This is a genomic window from Pseudomonas sp. LFM046 (assembly GCF_000949385.2).
Classification (GTDB): domain Bacteria; phylum Pseudomonadota; class Gammaproteobacteria; order Pseudomonadales; family Pseudomonadaceae; genus Metapseudomonas.
Window position 1 is genome coordinate 1,684,675 of record NZ_JYKO02000001.1, and the last position, 15,680, is coordinate 1,700,354.

Here is a 15,680-nt window from a genome sequence, read left to right on the forward strand (position 1 = left end):
TCTTCTGCGCGGGCTTTTTAGCAGCCGCCCGTGCCCGGCGCCAGGGCTGAGTGTTGCGTTATCAGACAGGCCGCAGTTGACAGCCGTGGGCCTGCTTTCGCAGTATCCAGGCCTTCACTGCGTGTAACCGAGCCTGCAATGCCCGCAATCGCCACCGTCGCTGCCTTCTCCCTGGTCCGTTCGGCCCAGGCGCTGGCCATTGGCGTTGTCGCGAGCAAGAAATCCAAGAAACAGTCGCTCATTTGACCGGGGCGCGCTGTCCCGTCAGATGGGCTGACAGGACAGTAGGCGTGAACCGGGTCGTACCTCCCTCGAATCTCCTCCCTGCATCCCTCCGACGGTGACTCTGACGGTCAGCCAAAGGAGTTCTGCAATGCCTGTGTTTTCTGGAATCTGGGTTGCCCTGGTAACCCCCTTCAACAACGGTGCCGTTGACGTTCCCGCCCTGCGTGGCCTGGCCCGGCACCTGCTGGACGAAGGCGCCGCCGGGCTGGTGGCCTGCGGTACGACGGGCGAGGCCGCGGCCCTGTCCAAGACCGAGCAACTGGCGGTGCTGGACGCCTTGCTCGACGAGGTCCCCGGGGATCGGCTGGTCATGGGGCTGGCGGGCAATAATCTGGCCGAGCTGCTGGACTTCCAGCGCGAGGTGCAACGTCGCCCCATCGCCGGGGTGCTGGTGCCGGCGCCTTGCTACATCCGCCCGTCCCAGAAAGGCCTGCTCGCCTGGTTCGGCGCCATCGCCGATGCCTCCGAAGTTCCGGTCATCCTCTACGACATTCCCTACCGCACCGGCGTGCGCCTGGAACTGGCCACCCTGCGCCAACTCGCCCGGCACCCGAAGGTGGTGGCGATCAAGGATTGCAGCGGCAGCCCGGAAACCACCCAGGCCCTGATCGCCGATGGCGAGCTGGACGTACTGGCGGGGGAGGACGGGCAGATCTTCACTAACCTCTGCCTGGGCGGCCAAGGGGCGATCTCCGCCGCCGCTCATATCCATACCCACGAGTTCGTACGCCTGGTGGAATCCGCCGGCGCCGGTGAACTCGAAGCCGCGCGCGGAATCTTCCAGAGATTGCAGCCGCTGATCCGCCTGGCCTTCGCCGAGCCCAACCCGGCACCGGTGAAAAGCCTGCTGGCCATGCAGGGCCTGATCGTGGATGAGCTGCGGCTGCCCATGCAGCGCACGTCGGCAGAGCTGTTGCAGCGACTGCGCACGGAGCTGGCCTAGGCGTTACCCCGCCCCGTGCGGAAAGGGCGCGCGGGGCGGGAACCACGCAAGGCGCGTAGCGAGGCCCCCGCGCGATATATACTGCGCGCCACTGATTCAAGGAGAGCCCTGTGGCCATCGACATTATCTGGATCCGCGACGACGCTGCGCTGGCCAAACACTGCGCCGACTGGCGGCGCCTGCCCTTCGTGGCCCTGGACACCGAGTTCATGCGGGTCGATACCTTCTACCCCAAGGCCGGCCTGGTCCAGGTCGGTGACGGCGAGCGGGCGTTCCTCATCGACCCGCTGCTGATCCGCGACTGGTCATCCTTTGGCGACCTGCTGGCAGATACGGCCGTGCTCAAGGTCCTGCATGCCTGCAGCGAGGATCTGGAAGTCTTCCTGCGCCTGACCGGCGCACTGCCGCAGCCGCTGCTGGATACCCAGTTGGCCGCGGGCTACCTCGGCATCGGCTATTCCATGGGCTACTCGCGCCTGGTGCAGGCGGTTCTGGGCATCGATCTGCCCAAGGACGAAACCCGCTCCGACTGGCTGCAGCGCCCCCTCACCGAAATGCAGGTGCGTTACGCCGCCGAGGACGTGCAACACCTGGCCGAACTGTACGCCGCCCTGGCGCCGCGCCTCACCGAGCCGAAACGCGCCTGGATCCTGGAGGACGGTGCCGAGCTGGTGGCCAACCTGCGCCGGGAAGTCATCCCCGAGGAGCTCTACCGCGAAGCCAAGCTGGCCTGGAAACTGTCCCGCAGCCAGCTTGCCGTGCTCCGTGAGCTTTGTGCCTGGCGCGAGACCGAGGCGCGTCTGCGTGACCAGCCGCGCAACCGCATCCTTCGCGAAAACAGCCTCTGGCCCCTGGCGCGCTTCCAGCCGGACAACCTGGTGTCGCTCGCGCGAATCGACGACATGCACCCGCGCACCGTGCGCCAGGACGGCAATACCCTGCTTAAATTGATCCGCGAGGCCGCCGAGACACCGGCCGAAGACTGGCCTGAGTCCCTGCCCGAGCCTCTGCCCGCAGACGCCTCGCCGCTATTGAAGAAGCTCCGCGCGGTCGGCCAGGCCGAGGCCGAGCGCCTGGGCATGGCTCCGGAACTGATGCTGCGCAAGAAGCACCTGGAAGCCCTGCTGAAAAGCGGTTTCCCCGACGGCCCCTACAGCCTGCCCGAAGGCTTGCGCGGCTGGCGCCGCGAGCTGATGGGCCAGGCCCTGCTGGATACCCTGGCCACGGCCGGCCAATGACCCTTCAAGCCGTGCCGTCTGGCACGGCACGCCCCACGAGCCCGACCATGAAACGTATTTGCTCCATCTACAAAAGCCCGCGCAAGAACGAGATGTACCTCTACGTGGACAAGCGCGAAGCCCTCTCCCGCGTGCCCGAAGCCCTGCTGACTGCCTTCGGCGCCCCGCAGCACGCCTTCGACCTGGTGCTCACTCCCGAACGCCAGCTGGCCCGCGAGGACATCGGCAAGGTGCTGGAAAACATCGAGAAGCAGGGCTTTCACCTGCAGATGCCGCCGGCACAGGAGGAGTACATCGAGCACCTGCCTGAAGAATTGCTGCGGATGAACGACCCCCTCTGATGAAGATCCTGATCGCCGAAGAAGAATTCGCCCTCTACGCCGACCTGCTGCGCACCGAATCGGGGCTGCAACTGCACGGCGGCAGTGACGTGGGGCGTCTGCTGGAGGCGGCGCGTGAGTGCCCCATCTGGCTGGGTGAGCCCGACCTGATGGCGCAGTTGCTGCGCAAGGGCTGCAAGCCGGAGTGGATGCAGTCCACCTGGGCCGGCATCACCCCGTTGCTGGCCACCGACCTGCCCCATGACTACCGGTTGACCCGCGCAGTAGGCATCTTCGGCCAGGTGATGGCGGAGTACGTGCTCACCTACCTGCTGGCCCACCAGCGGCACGTGCTGTCGCGGGTCGCCGCCCAGACCGAGAAGCGCTGGGACAACCGCCTGCCCCGCAGCCTCGACGGCAAGCGGGTATTGATCGTTGGCAGCGGCGACATCGGCCAGAGCGTGGCCGGCTTCCTCGAACCCTTCGGCGTCGAACTCCACGGCATCGCCCGCGAACCCCGGCAACTGGAGCCCTTCGAGCGGGTCTTCGGCATGGAGGCACTGGCCGAACAGGCGGCCTGGGCCGACTGCGTGGTGAATCTGCTGCCGGATACCCCGACGACCCGCGATATCTACGATGCGGCGATCTTCGAACGCATGCGTCCGACTGCGCTCTTCATCAACGCCGGCCGCGGCGTGGCGGTGGTGGAGCATGACCTGGTGGCGGCCCTGGAGGCCGGCAAGCTGGCCGGGGCGGTGATTGATGTCTGTCGCGAAGAACCATTGCCCGCCTGGCACCCGTTCTGGACGGCGCGCAACCTGCTGGTTACCGGCCACAGCTCGGCGCCGACGCTGCCCAGCGCCATGGCTGCGCTGTTCGTCGACAATCTCAATCGTTACAGGACAGGTGGGGCGCTTCGCGGTAGGGTGGATTTCCAGCGCGGCTATTAGGTTCTGGCGAAAACGCCGGCGATCTTTCGTCCAGAACCTCCGGGCCGCGCGTCAGCCGCGCTTGGCCCTGACCCCTGACCCGACTAGACTACGCGCCCCCCGAACCAACCCCCGTACGCCATGGCCGCCAAAGTCGAACCCTTCTGGAAGCGCAAGACCCTCGAACAGCTCGATCAGGAGGAGTGGGAATCCCTCTGCGACGGCTGCGGCCTCTGCTGCCTGCAGAAGCTGGAAGACGAGGACGACGGCGGCGTCTATTACACGCGCATCGCCTGCAAGCTGCTGGACCTCAAGACCTGCCGCTGCACCGACTACGCCAATCGACGCAAATTCGTCGCCGACTGCATCCAGCTCACGCCGGCCCAGGCCGACGAGTTCCGCTGGCTGCCGCCCACCTGCGGCTATCGCCTGGTGGCCGAGGGCAAGGACCTGCCGCCGTGGCACCATCTGATCTGCAACGACCCTGAAGCGGTGCACAAGGCGGGAATCTCCCAGTCCGGGCGCATGCTGAGCGAAAACAGCGTGGCCGAGGACGATTGGGAGGATCACCTGATTTTTCGCGCAGGTTGAGTGTGGCAACGGATCAAATTGCCACCTTTCGAGTCTCACGGACTGATCGTCACACCCACCAAGGAAGTCACCCCTCGATGTCCGCCCGTTCCCAGCTGCTGCTGTCGTCCCTTCTATTGACCCTGAGCGCCCCGCTGTGGGCGGCCAAGAAGGTCGATCTCGACTATCAGGTGCGCTTCCTGCCCGAGAGTGACCAAGCGGAGGTGAGCCTGGTGCTGGAGAAGGGCGAAGTGGTGCGCAGCCTTCGCTTCGATCTGGGTGACAAGGGGTACTACAGCGACTTCAAGGCCAGTGGCGGCTGGACCCAGGACGATCCCGCCCACGGCACCTGGACCCCGGGCAACGGCAAGGCCAGCCTGACCTACAAGGTGCGCATCAGCCATCCGCGCGGCGATGGGCGTTTCGATGCCCGCATGACGCCTGACTGGGCGCTGCTGCGCGGCGACGACCTGGTGCCCAGCGCACGCCTGGACATGATCGAGGGCAGCGAACTGGTCTCGCGCCTGCAGTTCGAGCTGCCCAAGGGCTGGAAGTCGGTGGAAACCGGCTGGTCCCGCGTCGGCAAGAACCGTTTCCGCATCGACAATCCCGAGCGCATGCTCGACCGCCCCACCGGCTGGATCCTGGCCGGCAAGCTGGGCAGCCGCCGCGCCGTCCTGGGCAACACTGACGTCACCGTCAGCGCGCCGGTGGGCGAGGGCATGCGTCGCATGGACATCATCACCCTGCTGACCTTCGTCTGGCCCCATGCCCAGGAAGTCTTCCCCCGTGAGCCGGGCAAGTTGCTGATCGTCGGCGCCAACGACCCTATGTGGCGCGGCGGCCTGTCGGCACCCAATTCCTTCTTCATGCACTCGGCGCGCCCGCTGGTGAGCGAGAACGGCACCAGCTCCCTGGTGCACGAACTGGTGCATGTGCTCAGCCGGATCAAGGACACCGATCGCAGCGACTGGATCAGCGAAGGCATCGCCGAGTACTACGCCATCGAGCTGATGCGCCGCGCCGGTGGCCTGGGCGACGACCGCTACGAAGCCATTCGCAAGCAGTTGAGCCAGTGGAGCAAGAAAGTGGATAGCCTGCGCGGCGAACACGCCAGCGGTGCCGTCACCGCCCGCGCGGTGCTGCTGCTGCAGGACCTGGACAAGGAAATCCGCCTGCGCACCGACGGCAAGCACTCCATGGACGACGTCGCCCGCGGCCTGATGCGCCTGGACCAGGCCAGCACCAAGGACTTCATCGAGATCAGCGAAAACATCATGGGCGGCGCATCGGAAGTGCTGGATACCAAGTTGTTGAAGTAACGCGTTCAGGCCTCTTCGGAGGCCTTTCGCTTTTCTGTAGGGGCGAATTCATTCGCCCCTACAGGGTTCAATCAATCCCGATCGCCCTACATCTCCTCCCGCCTTCCACTCAACAGGTCCAGCAGCGCCGCCGCCGTCGATTCGGACGAGGCCGGGTTCTGGCCGGTGACCAGGTTGCCGTCGCTGACCACATGGGGCTCCCAGTCCGCCACCTTGGAGTAGTGGCCGCCGTATTGCTTGAGTGCGTCCTCCAGCAGGAACGGCACGACCTGTTCCAGGCCCACGGCGGTTTCCTCTGAGTTGGAGAAGCCGGTCACCGCATTGCCCTGGACCAGGGGCGTGCCGTCCGGGGCCTTGGCATTGAGCAGCACCGCCGGGGCGTGGCACACGGCTCCCAGCGGTTTGCCGGCGGCGTAGAAGCTTTCCACCATGACAATGGAGTGCAAGTCGTCCACCAGGTCCCACATCGGGCCATGGCCGCCGGGGTAGAAGAGGGCGTCGTAGTCGCCCGGCACCAGGCCGGCCAGCATGTGGGTGTTGGCCAGGGCGCGGCGGGCTTCGTCATCGTCGCGGAAGCGAAGGGTCGCCTCGGTCTGGAAGGCCGGGTCGTCGCTCTTCGGGTCCAGTGGCGGCTGCCCACCCTTGGGGGAGGCCAGCACCACCTCGGCGCCGGCGTCGCGGAAGGCGAAGTAGGGCGCGGCGAACTCCTCCAGCCAGAACCCGGTCTTCTGGCCGGTGTTGCCCAACTGATCGTGGGAGGTCAGTACCATCAGGATCTTCATCGTGATCTCCTTGTGGACCCTACCTGGGCCTATTCATCGCGCTTGAGCAGGTCGCCAATTCCGGCGAGCGCCTTGTAAGTGGCGCGCGGCCCTTGCCGGGCGCCCGGTTTCTCCTCGCTGTGCCACTGCTGGTCGGTGTAGCGGGAGTGTTCGTTGTCGTGGCAGTAGAGGCACAGCAGCTCCCAGTTCGAGCCGTCTGGCGGGTTGTTGTCATGGTTGTGATCGCGGTGGTGGACCGTCAGTTCGGAAAGGCGCTTGCCGCTGAATGCTCGACCGCAACGCGCGCACACCCACGGAAACAGCTTGAGCGCCTGTTCCCGATAGCTGTGTTCGCGTCTCTTGCGCTCGTCGGCGAGCAACTGGTCCAACTTGCTGGTGCCGGTCGCCGGAGGTTCTGGCGTCATTCACGGTGTTCCCATGCCGGGGTCCAGTGAAAAGTCTAGACCGGGCACCGGGGATCGCCGGCATCCCGTCGCAACGGCCGGCGCTTCGCCGACCGGCGATTAGACTCAGAACAGGTACGAGCAGGAGGCTGGCACCATGACGCTCAAACATCCCCGGCTGCTGCTGGCACTGGCCCTGATGGCCGGCACGGCGGTGGCACAGAATCCGCCGCTCCTGCGGGCGCCCTTGCAGGCGCCCGTGGGCGCACCCGGCACCGCAACCCCGCAGCCCTATCCCCAGGTGGTGCCCCGCGCGGTCACCAGCCCGTCACCGCAGAGCGGTAGCCCGCAGCTGATGAAACGGCCTGACCAGGAGCAGCGCCTGCGGGAGTCCCTGGAACAGCGCGACCAGGCGATTCCGGTGCTGGAGCAGCAGCTGGAACGCAACAGCAAGGGGCTGGGGACCAGCACCGGCAACCCCTGATCCGATCAGCCCTGGGGCAGACCCAGCACCTTGAGCAGGAAGGCGTATTCCAGGGCCACATCGCGCAACGCCTGATAGCGGCCGCTCATGCCGCCATGGCCGGCGCCGAGGTCGGTCTTGAGCAGCAGCGGGTTGCTGTCCGTCTTGCTGGCGCGCAGGCGGGCCACCCACTTGGCGGCTTCCCAGTACTGCACGCGGCTGTCGTTGTAGCCCGCCACCACCAGCATCGCCGGATAGGCTTGGGCGCGTACGTTCTCGTAGGGCGCATAGGCCTTGATCCGCGCGTACACCTCGGGCTCGTTCGGATCCCCCCACTCGTCGTACTCGGTCACGGTCAGTGGCAGGTCGGGGTTCTGCATGGTGTTGAGCACGTCGACGAAGGGGACTTCGGCGATGGCCGCGCCGAACAGGTCCGCACGCAGGTTGAGTACCGCGCCGATCAGCAGGCCGCCGGCGCTGCCGCCACTGATCGCCAGCTGCGGCGCTGTGGTGTAGCCCTCGGCGATCAGGTGTTCGGCACAGGCAATGAAGTCGCCGAAGGTGTTGGTCTTGTGCTCCAGCTTGCCGGCGCGGTACCAGGCTTCGCCCAGCTCGCCGCCGCCGCGTACATGGGCGATGGCGAAGACGAAGCCGCGCTCCAGTAGGCTCAGGCGGGCGTGGGAGAACCAGGGGTCGAGGCTTTCGCCGTAGGCGCCGTAGCCGTAGAGATACAGCGGCGCGGGCTGGCCCAGGGTTTCACGGCGAGCCACCAGACTGATGGGGATGCGCGTGCCGTCGGCCGCCGTGGCCCACAGGCGCTGGCTGACATAGGCGTCGGCGTCGAAGGGCCCTTCTACCGGCGTTTCCTTGAGCACCTGCTGCGCGCCCGTGGCGAGTTCCAGTTGGCGCACCTGGGCCGGGCGGTTGAGGGCTTCGTAGCGCAGGCGGATCACCGGGCTTTCGAATTCCAGGCTGTCCTGCACATAGAGGCTGTAGGCGGCGTCCGGCAGCTGCAGCGGGTAGGGCGCGGCGCCTTGCGGATGCACCTGGATGATCGGCAGGCCGCCTTCGCGCAGGCTGAGGATGAAGGCTTCGGCATTCAGGCTCACGCCTTCCAGCATGCGCGCTTCGTCGTGGGCGATCAGCTCGCGCCAGTGCGCGCGGCTGGGTTCGGCCTCGCTGGCCTGGTAGAGCGCGAAGTTGATGCCGGTCTGGTTGCTGCGGATCAGCCAGGTCCACTCACCGTCCAGCTTGCCGTGGTCGGCGTAGTACTCGTGGTCTTCCTCTCGCGGGGCCAGGCAGGTCCAGGTGCCTTCGGGGGTGTTGGCGTCCAGTACCCAGGTTTCGCTGGTGGTCTTGCTGTTCAGCAGGAGGATCAGCTGGCGCTCGGAGCTGGAGCGGTAGCAATTGAGGAAGAAGCGCCCGTCATGTTCCTCGAACACCTGCTCCGCGCCGGGCTGGCCGAGGCGATGGCGATGCAGGCGGTGGGGGCGGTGGGTGTCATCCAGCTCGCCGAAGAACAGGGTGGCGCTGTCGTTGGCCCAGGTCATGCTGCCGTCGCACTGCTCGAAGGGCAGGGCGTGTACTTCGCCGCTGGCCAGTTCCTTCACGTAGAGCCGGTAGATCTCGTCGCCACTGGTATCCAGGCTGTAGGCCAGGCGCGAATGGTCCGGGCTGATGCTGAAGGCACCAATGGAGAGGTAACCTCCGGCCGCCAGCGCGTTCGGGTCCAGCAGCAGTTCCTCGCGGGCGTCGTCCAGGCTCAGGGAGCCGTCCGCCGGGCGTGGGCAGCGGTAGTGGCGCGGGTATTCGTCGCCGGCGGTGGTGCGCTGGTAGTAGAGCCAGGGGCCCCAGGGCACCGGCAGGGACAGGTCGGTCTCGCGGATGCGGCCTTTGATTTCCTGGAACAGCGCCTCGCGCAGGTCCTTCTGATCGGCCAGCTCGGCCTCCAGCCAGGCGTTCTCCGCTTCGAGGTGGGCGAGCACGTCGGGGGCGTCGCGCTCCTCCAGCCAGCGGTAGGGGTCGTCACCGGATTCGATGCGGGCAATGGGGGCTTGGGGCATGGGCAATCTCGAAGGCAGGGTGGGCGACGGCAGGAGCGCCGGAACCGCGAAAAGCCGTTATCATAAGCGCCCTTTTGCCAGCCTTGCCACGGACGCCAATGACTGAACACGACTACCTGCTCGCCTGGTCCGCCTACGGAATCGCCGCGCTCGGCTGCCTGCTGGTGTGGTTCCGTCTGACCGGCTGGATGTGGCGCTGGCTGCGCGAGCCATTGCGAGTCCTGGTGGCGGTGCTGCTGCTGACCCCGACCATCGTCGACCCCGCCAAGGACATGTTCGCCCCGGCGGTGGCCATCACCGCCCTGGACATCCTGTTCAAGGTGGGCAACAACGCCTGGAAGGCGACCCTTGACCTGACCATGTACAGCATCATCGCCATGGCTGTTTACCTGGTGTTCGCCGGCATCCGCTGGCCCATCGAGAAGAAGGTCAAGGCCATCCGTGCCGAGCGCGAAGCCGCCCAGAAGGCTGAGGAAGAACCGACCCTGCAGGACGTGGCGCGCGATCGCAACCCGCAAGCGGATACCCGTTACGACAGCAACGGCGACCGCCGCCTGCGCATCGAACCCCGCCTCTGAACCGCCGGGCCTTGCAGCCCGGCCGCGGCACGTTCAGCATGAGCCATTCCCGGCTCGGAACGCCCTGATCCACGCCCCGGCCACATGTCCCCGGCACGCCGTCCATCTCGAAAAAGCCTGACGCCAGAGTCCTGAACCATGTGCGAACTGCTCGGCATGAGCGCCAACGTCCCCACCGATATCGTTTTCAGCTTCACCGGCCTGATGCAGCGCGGCGGCGGAACCGGTCCGCACCGCGATGGCTGGGGCATCGGTTTCTACGAGGGGCGCGGCCTGCGCCTGTTCCAGGACCCGGCGGCCAGCGTCGAATCCGAGGTGGCGCGTCTGGTGCAGCGCTACCCCATCAAGAGCGAGACGGTCATCGGCCACATCCGCCAGGCCAACGTCGGCAAGGTCTGCCTGTCGAACACCCACCCCTTTGTCCGCGAACTCTGGGGCCGCAACTGGTGCTTCGCGCATAACGGCCAACTGGCCGGATTCGAACCGTCGAAGACCTTCTATTGGCCGGTGGGCGACACCGACAGCGAAGCGGCCTTCTGCAACCTGCTGGATCGGGTGCGCAGGGCCTTTCCCGAACCGGTGATGGCGGAAATCCTCCTGCCGGTGCTGGTCCAGGCCTGTGTCGAGTTTCGCCAGAAGGGCGTGTTCAACTGTCTGCTGAGCGACGGCGACTGGCTGTTCAGCTTCTGCTCCACCAAGTTGGCGCACATCACCCGCCGCGCACCCTTCGGCCCGGCCAGCCTGAAGGACGCCGACCTGACGGTGGACTTCCAGGCCGAAACCACGCCGAATGACGTGGTCACCGTGATCGCCACCGAACCCCTGACCGACAACGAGACCTGGCACCTCTACCAGCCGGGCGAGTGGATCCTCTGGCGCCGTGGTGAAATCGTCGACCAGGGCCGCACCTGACCATCGGAGCGCACAGGGAATGTTGCGAAGCTACCTACGCGTGATCCCGCTCATCGGCACCGCCATTGGCGTCGGCCACAGCAGGACGGTGCAGCCAAGGCACAGGCTCTGAGCCAAAGGCGCTCCCGGAGCGCTCTTCCCTGTGGGGGCGAATTCATTCGCGATGTGCCTTGCCGGTCTGCACCAGCAGCCGAGGCCGCTGATGGGTTTCGCTTCGCTCTACCTCATCCTACGGAAGCTTCCCGGGCGTCCTCCATTTCGGGGGCGAAGAGGCACGTTCCGGACCCGCCGCTTCCGCCGCCGACGAGCGTGCGCATACGTTGATCGAGATACAGCAGCGGGTGATTCCCATTTTGATTTAAGATGCGTTTCCTTCTACCGAGGCCAGCCTCCATGGATGTTCTCTCGCATGCCTATGAGCGCCTGGCCGAGTGGGTGATCGAGCCGGTTACCGGTCAGTTCGCCGGCATTTTTGATCTGAACGGCCGTTTCGGTGTGCTGTTCCTCTTCATCTCCTACTGCATTGCCTACAGCCTGTTCCGCTATCGCAAGCATCGCGGGCTGACCGACGCGCAGTCGTTCTGGCAGTTCATCGGTGGCAGCCGGGTCTATTTCCATCCCTCGGCGTTGCTGGATTACCGCTACTACTTCGTGCGGGCCATCCTGAAAGTCGCGTTGGTGCTTCCCGTCGTCGGTCTGGTTGACCCCTACATCCTGCGCTCCGGGGACTACATCGCCTTTTTCACCAACCTTTGGGGCGCCCGCCCGCAGGTGGGCGAAAACCTCGGGCTTTCCCTGCTCTACGGGCTGGGCGTGTTCCTGGTGAAGGATTTCATCCATTACTGGGCCCATCGGGCCTTCCATACCCGATGGCTCTGGGCGTTTCACAAGGTCCACCACTCGGCGCCCGTGCTGGTGCCGGCAACTGCCAGCCGGGTTCACTTCCTGGAAAAGATCGTCGAGAAGCTGACCACCACCGTCTGCCTCGGCCTCTATGCCGGCGTCTTCTGGTACGCCTGTGGCGGGGCGATCAGCCGATACACCCTGTTCGGGGTGACCTATCTGGTGTTCATCTTCAACGGGCTGGCGGCAAACCTGCGCCACAGTCATGTCTGGCTGTCGTTCGGCCCGGTCATCGAGCATGTGATCAACAGTCCGGCCCAGCACCAGATTCATCACAGCGATGAACCCCGGCACTTCCACAAGAACTTCGGTACCAACCTGTCGCTCTGGGACTGGATGTTCGGAACGCTCTACGTCACCACCTCGAAGCCCGAGGCCATCCGGTTCGGCACCGGGGAGCCGGACGATCATCGCTACGTGACGCTCCATAGCCTGATCGTCACCCCCTTTGTGGAAACGGCGCGCAAGATCGCGCTGGCGAGACGCTCGCGGGCGGTTACACCCCGGGCTTCCGAAGCGCCTTATTCGCGATGAGTGGGGCTGGAGGCTGAAGCCGGCGCAGGGGCACCGCCAAGCGCACGCAAGCCGCGAGCATTCAAGAAAACGGGCCCCGCAGGGCCCGTTCTTATTTGGACAGAAACTTCATCCCATCTTCCAACCCCTGCAAGGTCAGGGGGAACATCTGCTCGTTGATCAACTCGCGGACGATGTTGGTGGAGGCGGTGTAGTTCCAGGTGTCCTTGGGGTAGGGGTTGATCCAGATGAGCTTCTTGTATTTCTCCATGAAGCGTTTCATCCAGACGTAGCCGGGCTCTTCGTTCCAGTGCTCGACGCTGCCGCCGGCCTGGGTGATTTCGTACGGGGCCATGGCGGCGTCGCCGACGAAAACCACTTTGTAGTCCGGGCCGTACTTGTGCAGCAGGTCCAGGGTGGAGGTGCGCTCGGAGGTGCGGCGCAGGTTGTTCTTCCACACCGATTCGTAGATGAAGTTGTGGAAGTAGAAGTACTCCAGGTGCTTGAACTCGGTCTTGCAGGCGGAGAAGAGCTCTTCGCAGACCTTCACGTGGGCGTCCATGGAACCGCCGATGTCCAGCAGCAGCAAGAGCTTCACGGTATTGCGGCGTTCCGGGCGCATCTGGATGTTGAGCAGGCCGGCGTCGCGGGCGGTGTGGTCGATGGTGCCGTCCAGGTCCAGCTCTTCCGCCGCGCCTTCGCGGGCGAACTTGCGCAGGCGGCGCAAGGCGACCTTGATGTTGCGGGTGCCCAGTTCCACCTGGTCGTCGAGGTTCTTGTACTCGCGTTGGTCCCAGACCTTCACCGCCTTGCCCTGGCGCTTCCCGGCATCGCCCACGCGGATGCCTTCGGGGTTGAAGCCGCCGGAGCCGAAGGGGCTGGTGCCGCCGGTGCCGATCCACTTATTGCCGCCGGCGTGGCGTTCCTTCTGCTCTTCGAGGCGCTTCTTGAATTCCTCGATCAGCTTGTCCAGGCCGCCGAGGGACTGGATCTGCGCACGCTCCTCATCGGTGAGCATGCGTTCGAATTCCTTGCGCAGCCATTCATCGGGAATCAGCGCCTGGAGGTAGTCATCGAGCTTTTCCAGGCCCTTGAAGTAGGCGGAAAAGGCGCGGTCGAACTTGTCGAAATGGCGCTCGTCCTTGACCAGCACCGTGCGGGCGAGGAAGTAGAACTCGTCCATGTCGGCGAACACCACGTTGTGTTTCAACGCGTTGATCAGGTCCAGCAGCTCGCGGACGGAAACCGGCACCTTGGCCGCGCGCATTTCGTTGAACAGGTTGAGCAGCATCTATGCGCCCTCATGAATAACCGTAGGGTGGGTTAGCCGCGTAGCGACGTAACCCACCATCGATGCCGCAGGCATCGCTTTGGCCAGCCTGGCGGCTGGTTGGCGGGTTACGCTTCGCTAACCCACCCTGCAAGAGCTGCTTAGCGGCTGGCGCGGCGGGCCATGAAGGCCAGGCGTTCCAGCAGTTGCACGTCCTGTTCGTTCTTCACCAGGGCGCCAGCCAGCGGCGGGATGGCCTTGGTCGGGTCGCGCTCGCGCAGCACGGCTTCACCGATGTTGTCGGCCATCAGCAGCTTCAGCCAGTCCACCAGTTCGGAGGTGGATGGCTTCTTCTTCAGGCCCGGCACCTTGCGCACGTCGAAGAACACGTCCAGCGCCTCGGCCACCAGCTCGCCGCTGATGTTGGGGTAGTGCACGTCGACGATCTTCTGCAGCGTCGCGCGGTCGGGGAAGGCGATGTAGTGGAAGAAGCAGCGGCGCAGGAAGGCGTCCGGCAGTTCCTTCTCGTTGTTCGAGGTGATGATGATGATCGGGCGCTGCTTGGCCTTGATGGTCTCGTTGGTCTCGTAAACGTAGAACTCCATCTTGTCGAGTTCTTGCAGCAGGTCGTTGGGGAACTCGATGTCGGCCTTGTCGATCTCGTCGATCAGCAGGATGACGCGCTCATCGGACTCGAACGCCTCCCACAGCTTGCCCTTCTTGATGTAGTTGCGAACGTCGTGGACCTTGTCGGAATTCAGCTGGGAATCCCGCAGGCGGCTCACTGCGTCGTACTCGTACAGACCCTGGTGGGCCTTGGTGGTGGACTTGATGTGCCAGGTGATGAGTTTGGCGCCGAAGGCTTCGGCCAACTGCTCGGCGAGCATGGTCTTGCCGGTGCCCGGTTCGCCCTTGACCAGCAGCGGACGCTGCAGGGTGATGGCGGCGTTCACCGCGAGTTTCAGGTCATCGGTGGCGACGTAGGACTGTGTGCCTTCGAACTTCATCAGGTAATCCTCGAACGTGGGGCACCGGTTGAAAAACCGGTCGGTTCAGTATTTGGGAAAGGCCTGACTATAACGCGCGACTTGGTCGACTGTGAACGCAGACGTTTCATTCAGTCACTGAATGGCAGGAATGCCCTCAAATCGCCTCCGTCGGTCGCTGGACGCTCTAGCATCACCGCCTTAGGCTTGGGCTCCTTTTTCCGGCAAGACAAGGATTCCGCCATGAGCCGCATCTTCGCAGACAACTCGCAAGCCATCGGCAACACCCCCCTGGTACGCATCAACCACCTGGGGCCCCGGGGCGTGACCCTTCTCGCCAAGATCGAAGGCCGCAACCCCGCCTACTCGGTGAAGTGCCGCATCGGCGCCAGCATGATCTGGGACGCGGAAGCCTCTGGCCGGCTCAAGTCGGGCATGACCCTGGTGGAGCCGACTTCCGGCAACACCGGTATCGGCCTTGCCTTCGTCGCGGCGGCCCGTGGCTACAAGCTGATCCTCACCATGCCGGCTTCCATGAGCCTGGAGCGCCGCAAGGTGCTGAAGGCCCTGGGCGCCGAGCTGGTGCTCACCGAACCCGCCAAGGGCATGAAGGGCGCCATCGAGAAGGCCAACGAACTGGCGGCTTCCAACCCCGAGCAATTTCTGCTGCTGCAGCAGTTCGAGAACCCGGCCAACCCGGCCATCCACGAGAAGACCACCGGCCCGGAAATCTGGAACGACACCGATGGCGCGGTGGATGTGCTGGTGGCCGGCGTCGGCACCGGCGGCACCATCACCGGCGTCTCTCGCTACATCAAGCAGACCTGCGGCAAGCCGATCCTTTCGGTGGCGGTCGAGCCGGTGGCCTCGCCCGTGATCAGCCAGACCCTGGCCGGTGAAGAAGTGAAGCCCAGCCCCCACAAGATCCAGGGCATCGGCGCCGGCTTCGTGCCGAAGAACCTCGACCTGACCCTGGTGGACCGCGTCGAGAAGAGCACCGACGACGAAGCCAAGGCCATGGCCCTGCGGCTGATGCGTGAGGAAGGCATCCTCTGCGGTATTTCCTCCGGCGCTGCCATGGCGGTGGCGGTGCGTCTGGCCGAGCAGCCGGAAATGGAAGGCAAGACCATCGTCGTTGTCCTGCCGGACTCGGGCGAGCGCTACCTCTCCAGCATGCTGTTCGATGGCCTGTTCACCGAGCAGGAACTGCAGCAGTAGGT

At 65.1% G+C, this 15,680-nt stretch carries 16 protein-coding genes; 11 read left to right on the plus strand and 5 right to left on the minus strand.

Features of this window, described 5'->3' with window-relative positions; genetic code table 11:
- Window positions 1-373 precede the first annotated feature (373 nt).
- The 6 genes from dapA (at window position 374) to TQ98_RS07960 (ending at window position 5,607) form a co-directional block, all read left to right on the plus strand.
- Window positions 374-1,228, plus strand: a complete 855-nt coding sequence (gene dapA, locus TQ98_RS07935; protein ID WP_044874807.1) for a 4-hydroxy-tetrahydrodipicolinate synthase — start codon at window positions 374-376, stop codon at window positions 1,226-1,228.
- A 110-nt stretch (window positions 1,229-1,338) separates the two neighbouring features.
- Window positions 1,339-2,466, plus strand: coding sequence for a ribonuclease D (gene rnd, locus TQ98_RS07940; RefSeq protein WP_044874808.1), 1,128 nt, complete (start codon window positions 1,339-1,341; stop codon window positions 2,464-2,466).
- Window positions 2,467-2,513: 47 nt separating this feature from the next.
- Window positions 2,514-2,807 (plus strand): YcgL domain-containing protein, encoded by a 294-nt coding sequence (locus TQ98_RS07945; protein WP_044874809.1) that lies wholly within the window; start codon window positions 2,514-2,516, stop codon window positions 2,805-2,807.
- Window positions 2,807-3,736, plus strand: a complete 930-nt coding sequence (locus tag TQ98_RS07950) for a D-2-hydroxyacid dehydrogenase (RefSeq protein ID WP_044874810.1) — start codon at window positions 2,807-2,809, stop codon at window positions 3,734-3,736. The genes TQ98_RS07945 and TQ98_RS07950 overlap by 1 nt, the downstream gene beginning before the upstream one ends.
- A 120-nt stretch (window positions 3,737-3,856) precedes the next feature.
- The gene (locus tag TQ98_RS07955; RefSeq protein ID WP_044874811.1) at window positions 3,857-4,306 is read left to right on the plus strand and encodes a YcgN family cysteine cluster protein; all 450 of its coding nucleotides are present in this window, start codon (window positions 3,857-3,859) and stop codon (window positions 4,304-4,306) included.
- A gap of 77 nt (window positions 4,307-4,383) precedes the next feature.
- Window positions 4,384-5,607: a hypothetical protein gene (locus TQ98_RS07960; RefSeq protein ID WP_044874812.1), complete on the plus strand. Its 1,224-nt coding sequence runs from the start codon at window positions 4,384-4,386 to the stop codon at window positions 5,605-5,607.
- A gap of 86 nt (window positions 5,608-5,693) precedes the next feature.
- Here TQ98_RS07960 and TQ98_RS07965 read toward each other — a convergent pair whose 3' ends face one another.
- Window positions 5,694-6,389: a type 1 glutamine amidotransferase domain-containing protein gene (locus tag TQ98_RS07965; protein ID WP_044874813.1), complete on the minus strand. Its 696-nt coding sequence runs from the start codon at window positions 6,387-6,389 to the stop codon at window positions 5,694-5,696.
- A 29-nt stretch (window positions 6,390-6,418) separates the two neighbouring features.
- Entirely contained in the window at window positions 6,419-6,793 is a 375-nt protein-coding gene (locus TQ98_RS07970) for a YajD family HNH nuclease (RefSeq protein ID WP_082073307.1), read from the minus strand.
- Window positions 6,794-6,929: 136 nt separating this feature from the next.
- On the opposite strand from TQ98_RS07970, the gene TQ98_RS07975 reads away from it, so the two are divergent.
- On the plus strand, window positions 6,930-7,256 hold the full coding sequence (locus tag TQ98_RS07975) for a hypothetical protein (protein WP_044874814.1): 327 nt from the start codon (window positions 6,930-6,932) through the stop codon (window positions 7,254-7,256).
- Window positions 7,257-7,261: 5 nt separating this feature from the next.
- On the opposite strand, the gene TQ98_RS07980 is transcribed toward TQ98_RS07975, so the two are convergent.
- Complete coding sequence (locus tag TQ98_RS07980; protein WP_103102909.1) at window positions 7,262-9,304, minus strand: S9 family peptidase; 2,043 nt, start codon at window positions 9,302-9,304, stop codon at window positions 7,262-7,264.
- Window positions 9,305-9,396: 92 nt separating this feature from the next.
- On the opposite strand from TQ98_RS07980, the gene TQ98_RS07985 reads away from it, so the two are divergent.
- From TQ98_RS07985 to TQ98_RS07995, 3 genes are all read left to right on the plus strand, one after another.
- Complete coding sequence (locus TQ98_RS07985) at window positions 9,397-9,876, plus strand: hypothetical protein (RefSeq protein ID WP_044874816.1); 480 nt, start codon at window positions 9,397-9,399, stop codon at window positions 9,874-9,876.
- 138 nt (window positions 9,877-10,014) lie between these two features.
- Complete coding sequence (locus TQ98_RS07990) at window positions 10,015-10,788, plus strand: class II glutamine amidotransferase (RefSeq protein WP_044874817.1); 774 nt, start codon at window positions 10,015-10,017, stop codon at window positions 10,786-10,788.
- Between the two features lie 393 nt (window positions 10,789-11,181).
- Window positions 11,182-12,225 (plus strand): sterol desaturase family protein, encoded by a 1,044-nt coding sequence (locus TQ98_RS07995; RefSeq protein ID WP_044874818.1) that lies wholly within the window; start codon window positions 11,182-11,184, stop codon window positions 12,223-12,225.
- 91 nt (window positions 12,226-12,316) lie between these two features.
- Here TQ98_RS07995 and TQ98_RS08000 read toward each other — a convergent pair whose 3' ends face one another.
- Both TQ98_RS08000 and TQ98_RS08005 read right to left on the minus strand, forming a co-directional pair.
- Window positions 12,317-13,495 (minus strand): VWA domain-containing protein, encoded by a 1,179-nt coding sequence (locus TQ98_RS08000; RefSeq protein ID WP_044874819.1) that lies wholly within the window; start codon window positions 13,493-13,495, stop codon window positions 12,317-12,319.
- Between the two features lie 140 nt (window positions 13,496-13,635).
- Entirely contained in the window at window positions 13,636-14,481 is an 846-nt protein-coding gene (locus tag TQ98_RS08005; RefSeq protein ID WP_044874820.1) for a MoxR family ATPase, read from the minus strand.
- A 222-nt stretch (window positions 14,482-14,703) separates the two neighbouring features.
- On the opposite strand from TQ98_RS08005, the gene cysK reads away from it, so the two are divergent.
- Window positions 14,704-15,678 carry a cysteine synthase A gene (gene cysK / locus TQ98_RS08010; RefSeq protein ID WP_044874821.1) on the plus strand — a complete coding sequence of 325 codons (975 nt, stop codon included), beginning with the start codon at window positions 14,704-14,706 and terminating at the stop codon, window positions 15,676-15,678.
- Window positions 15,679-15,680 lie beyond the last annotated feature (2 nt).

Bases quoted from the DNA above. Each gene is read 5' to 3' on its own strand.
- TQ98_RS07950 (WP_044874810.1), top strand. From the start codon at position 2,807: ATGAAGATCCTGATCGCCGAAGAAGAATTCGCCCTCTACGCCGACCTG.
- TQ98_RS07945 (WP_044874809.1), top strand. From the start codon at position 2,514: ATGAAACGTATTTGCTCCATCTACAAAAGCCCGCGCAAGAACGAGATG.
- TQ98_RS07995 (WP_044874818.1), top strand. From the start codon at position 11,182: ATGGATGTTCTCTCGCATGCCTATGAGCGCCTGGCCGAGTGGGTGATC.
- TQ98_RS07970 (WP_082073307.1), bottom strand. From the start codon at position 6,793: ATGACGCCAGAACCTCCGGCGACCGGCACCAGCAAGTTGGACCAGTTG.
- TQ98_RS07955 (WP_044874811.1), top strand. From the start codon at position 3,857: ATGGCCGCCAAAGTCGAACCCTTCTGGAAGCGCAAGACCCTCGAACAG.
- TQ98_RS08005 (WP_044874820.1), bottom strand. From the start codon at position 14,481: ATGAAGTTCGAAGGCACACAGTCCTACGTCGCCACCGATGACCTGAAA.
- TQ98_RS07965 (WP_044874813.1), bottom strand. From the start codon at position 6,389: ATGAAGATCCTGATGGTACTGACCTCCCACGATCAGTTGGGCAACACC.
- TQ98_RS07960 (WP_044874812.1), top strand. From the start codon at position 4,384: ATGTCCGCCCGTTCCCAGCTGCTGCTGTCGTCCCTTCTATTGACCCTG.
- TQ98_RS07990 (WP_044874817.1), top strand. From the start codon at position 10,015: ATGTGCGAACTGCTCGGCATGAGCGCCAACGTCCCCACCGATATCGTT.
- cysK (WP_044874821.1), top strand. From the start codon at position 14,704: ATGAGCCGCATCTTCGCAGACAACTCGCAAGCCATCGGCAACACCCCC.
- TQ98_RS07985 (WP_044874816.1), top strand. From the start codon at position 9,397: ATGACTGAACACGACTACCTGCTCGCCTGGTCCGCCTACGGAATCGCC.
- TQ98_RS07975 (WP_044874814.1), top strand. From the start codon at position 6,930: ATGACGCTCAAACATCCCCGGCTGCTGCTGGCACTGGCCCTGATGGCC.
- dapA (WP_044874807.1), top strand. From the start codon at position 374: ATGCCTGTGTTTTCTGGAATCTGGGTTGCCCTGGTAACCCCCTTCAAC.
- TQ98_RS08000 (WP_044874819.1), bottom strand. From the start codon at position 13,495: ATGCTGCTCAACCTGTTCAACGAAATGCGCGCGGCCAAGGTGCCGGTT.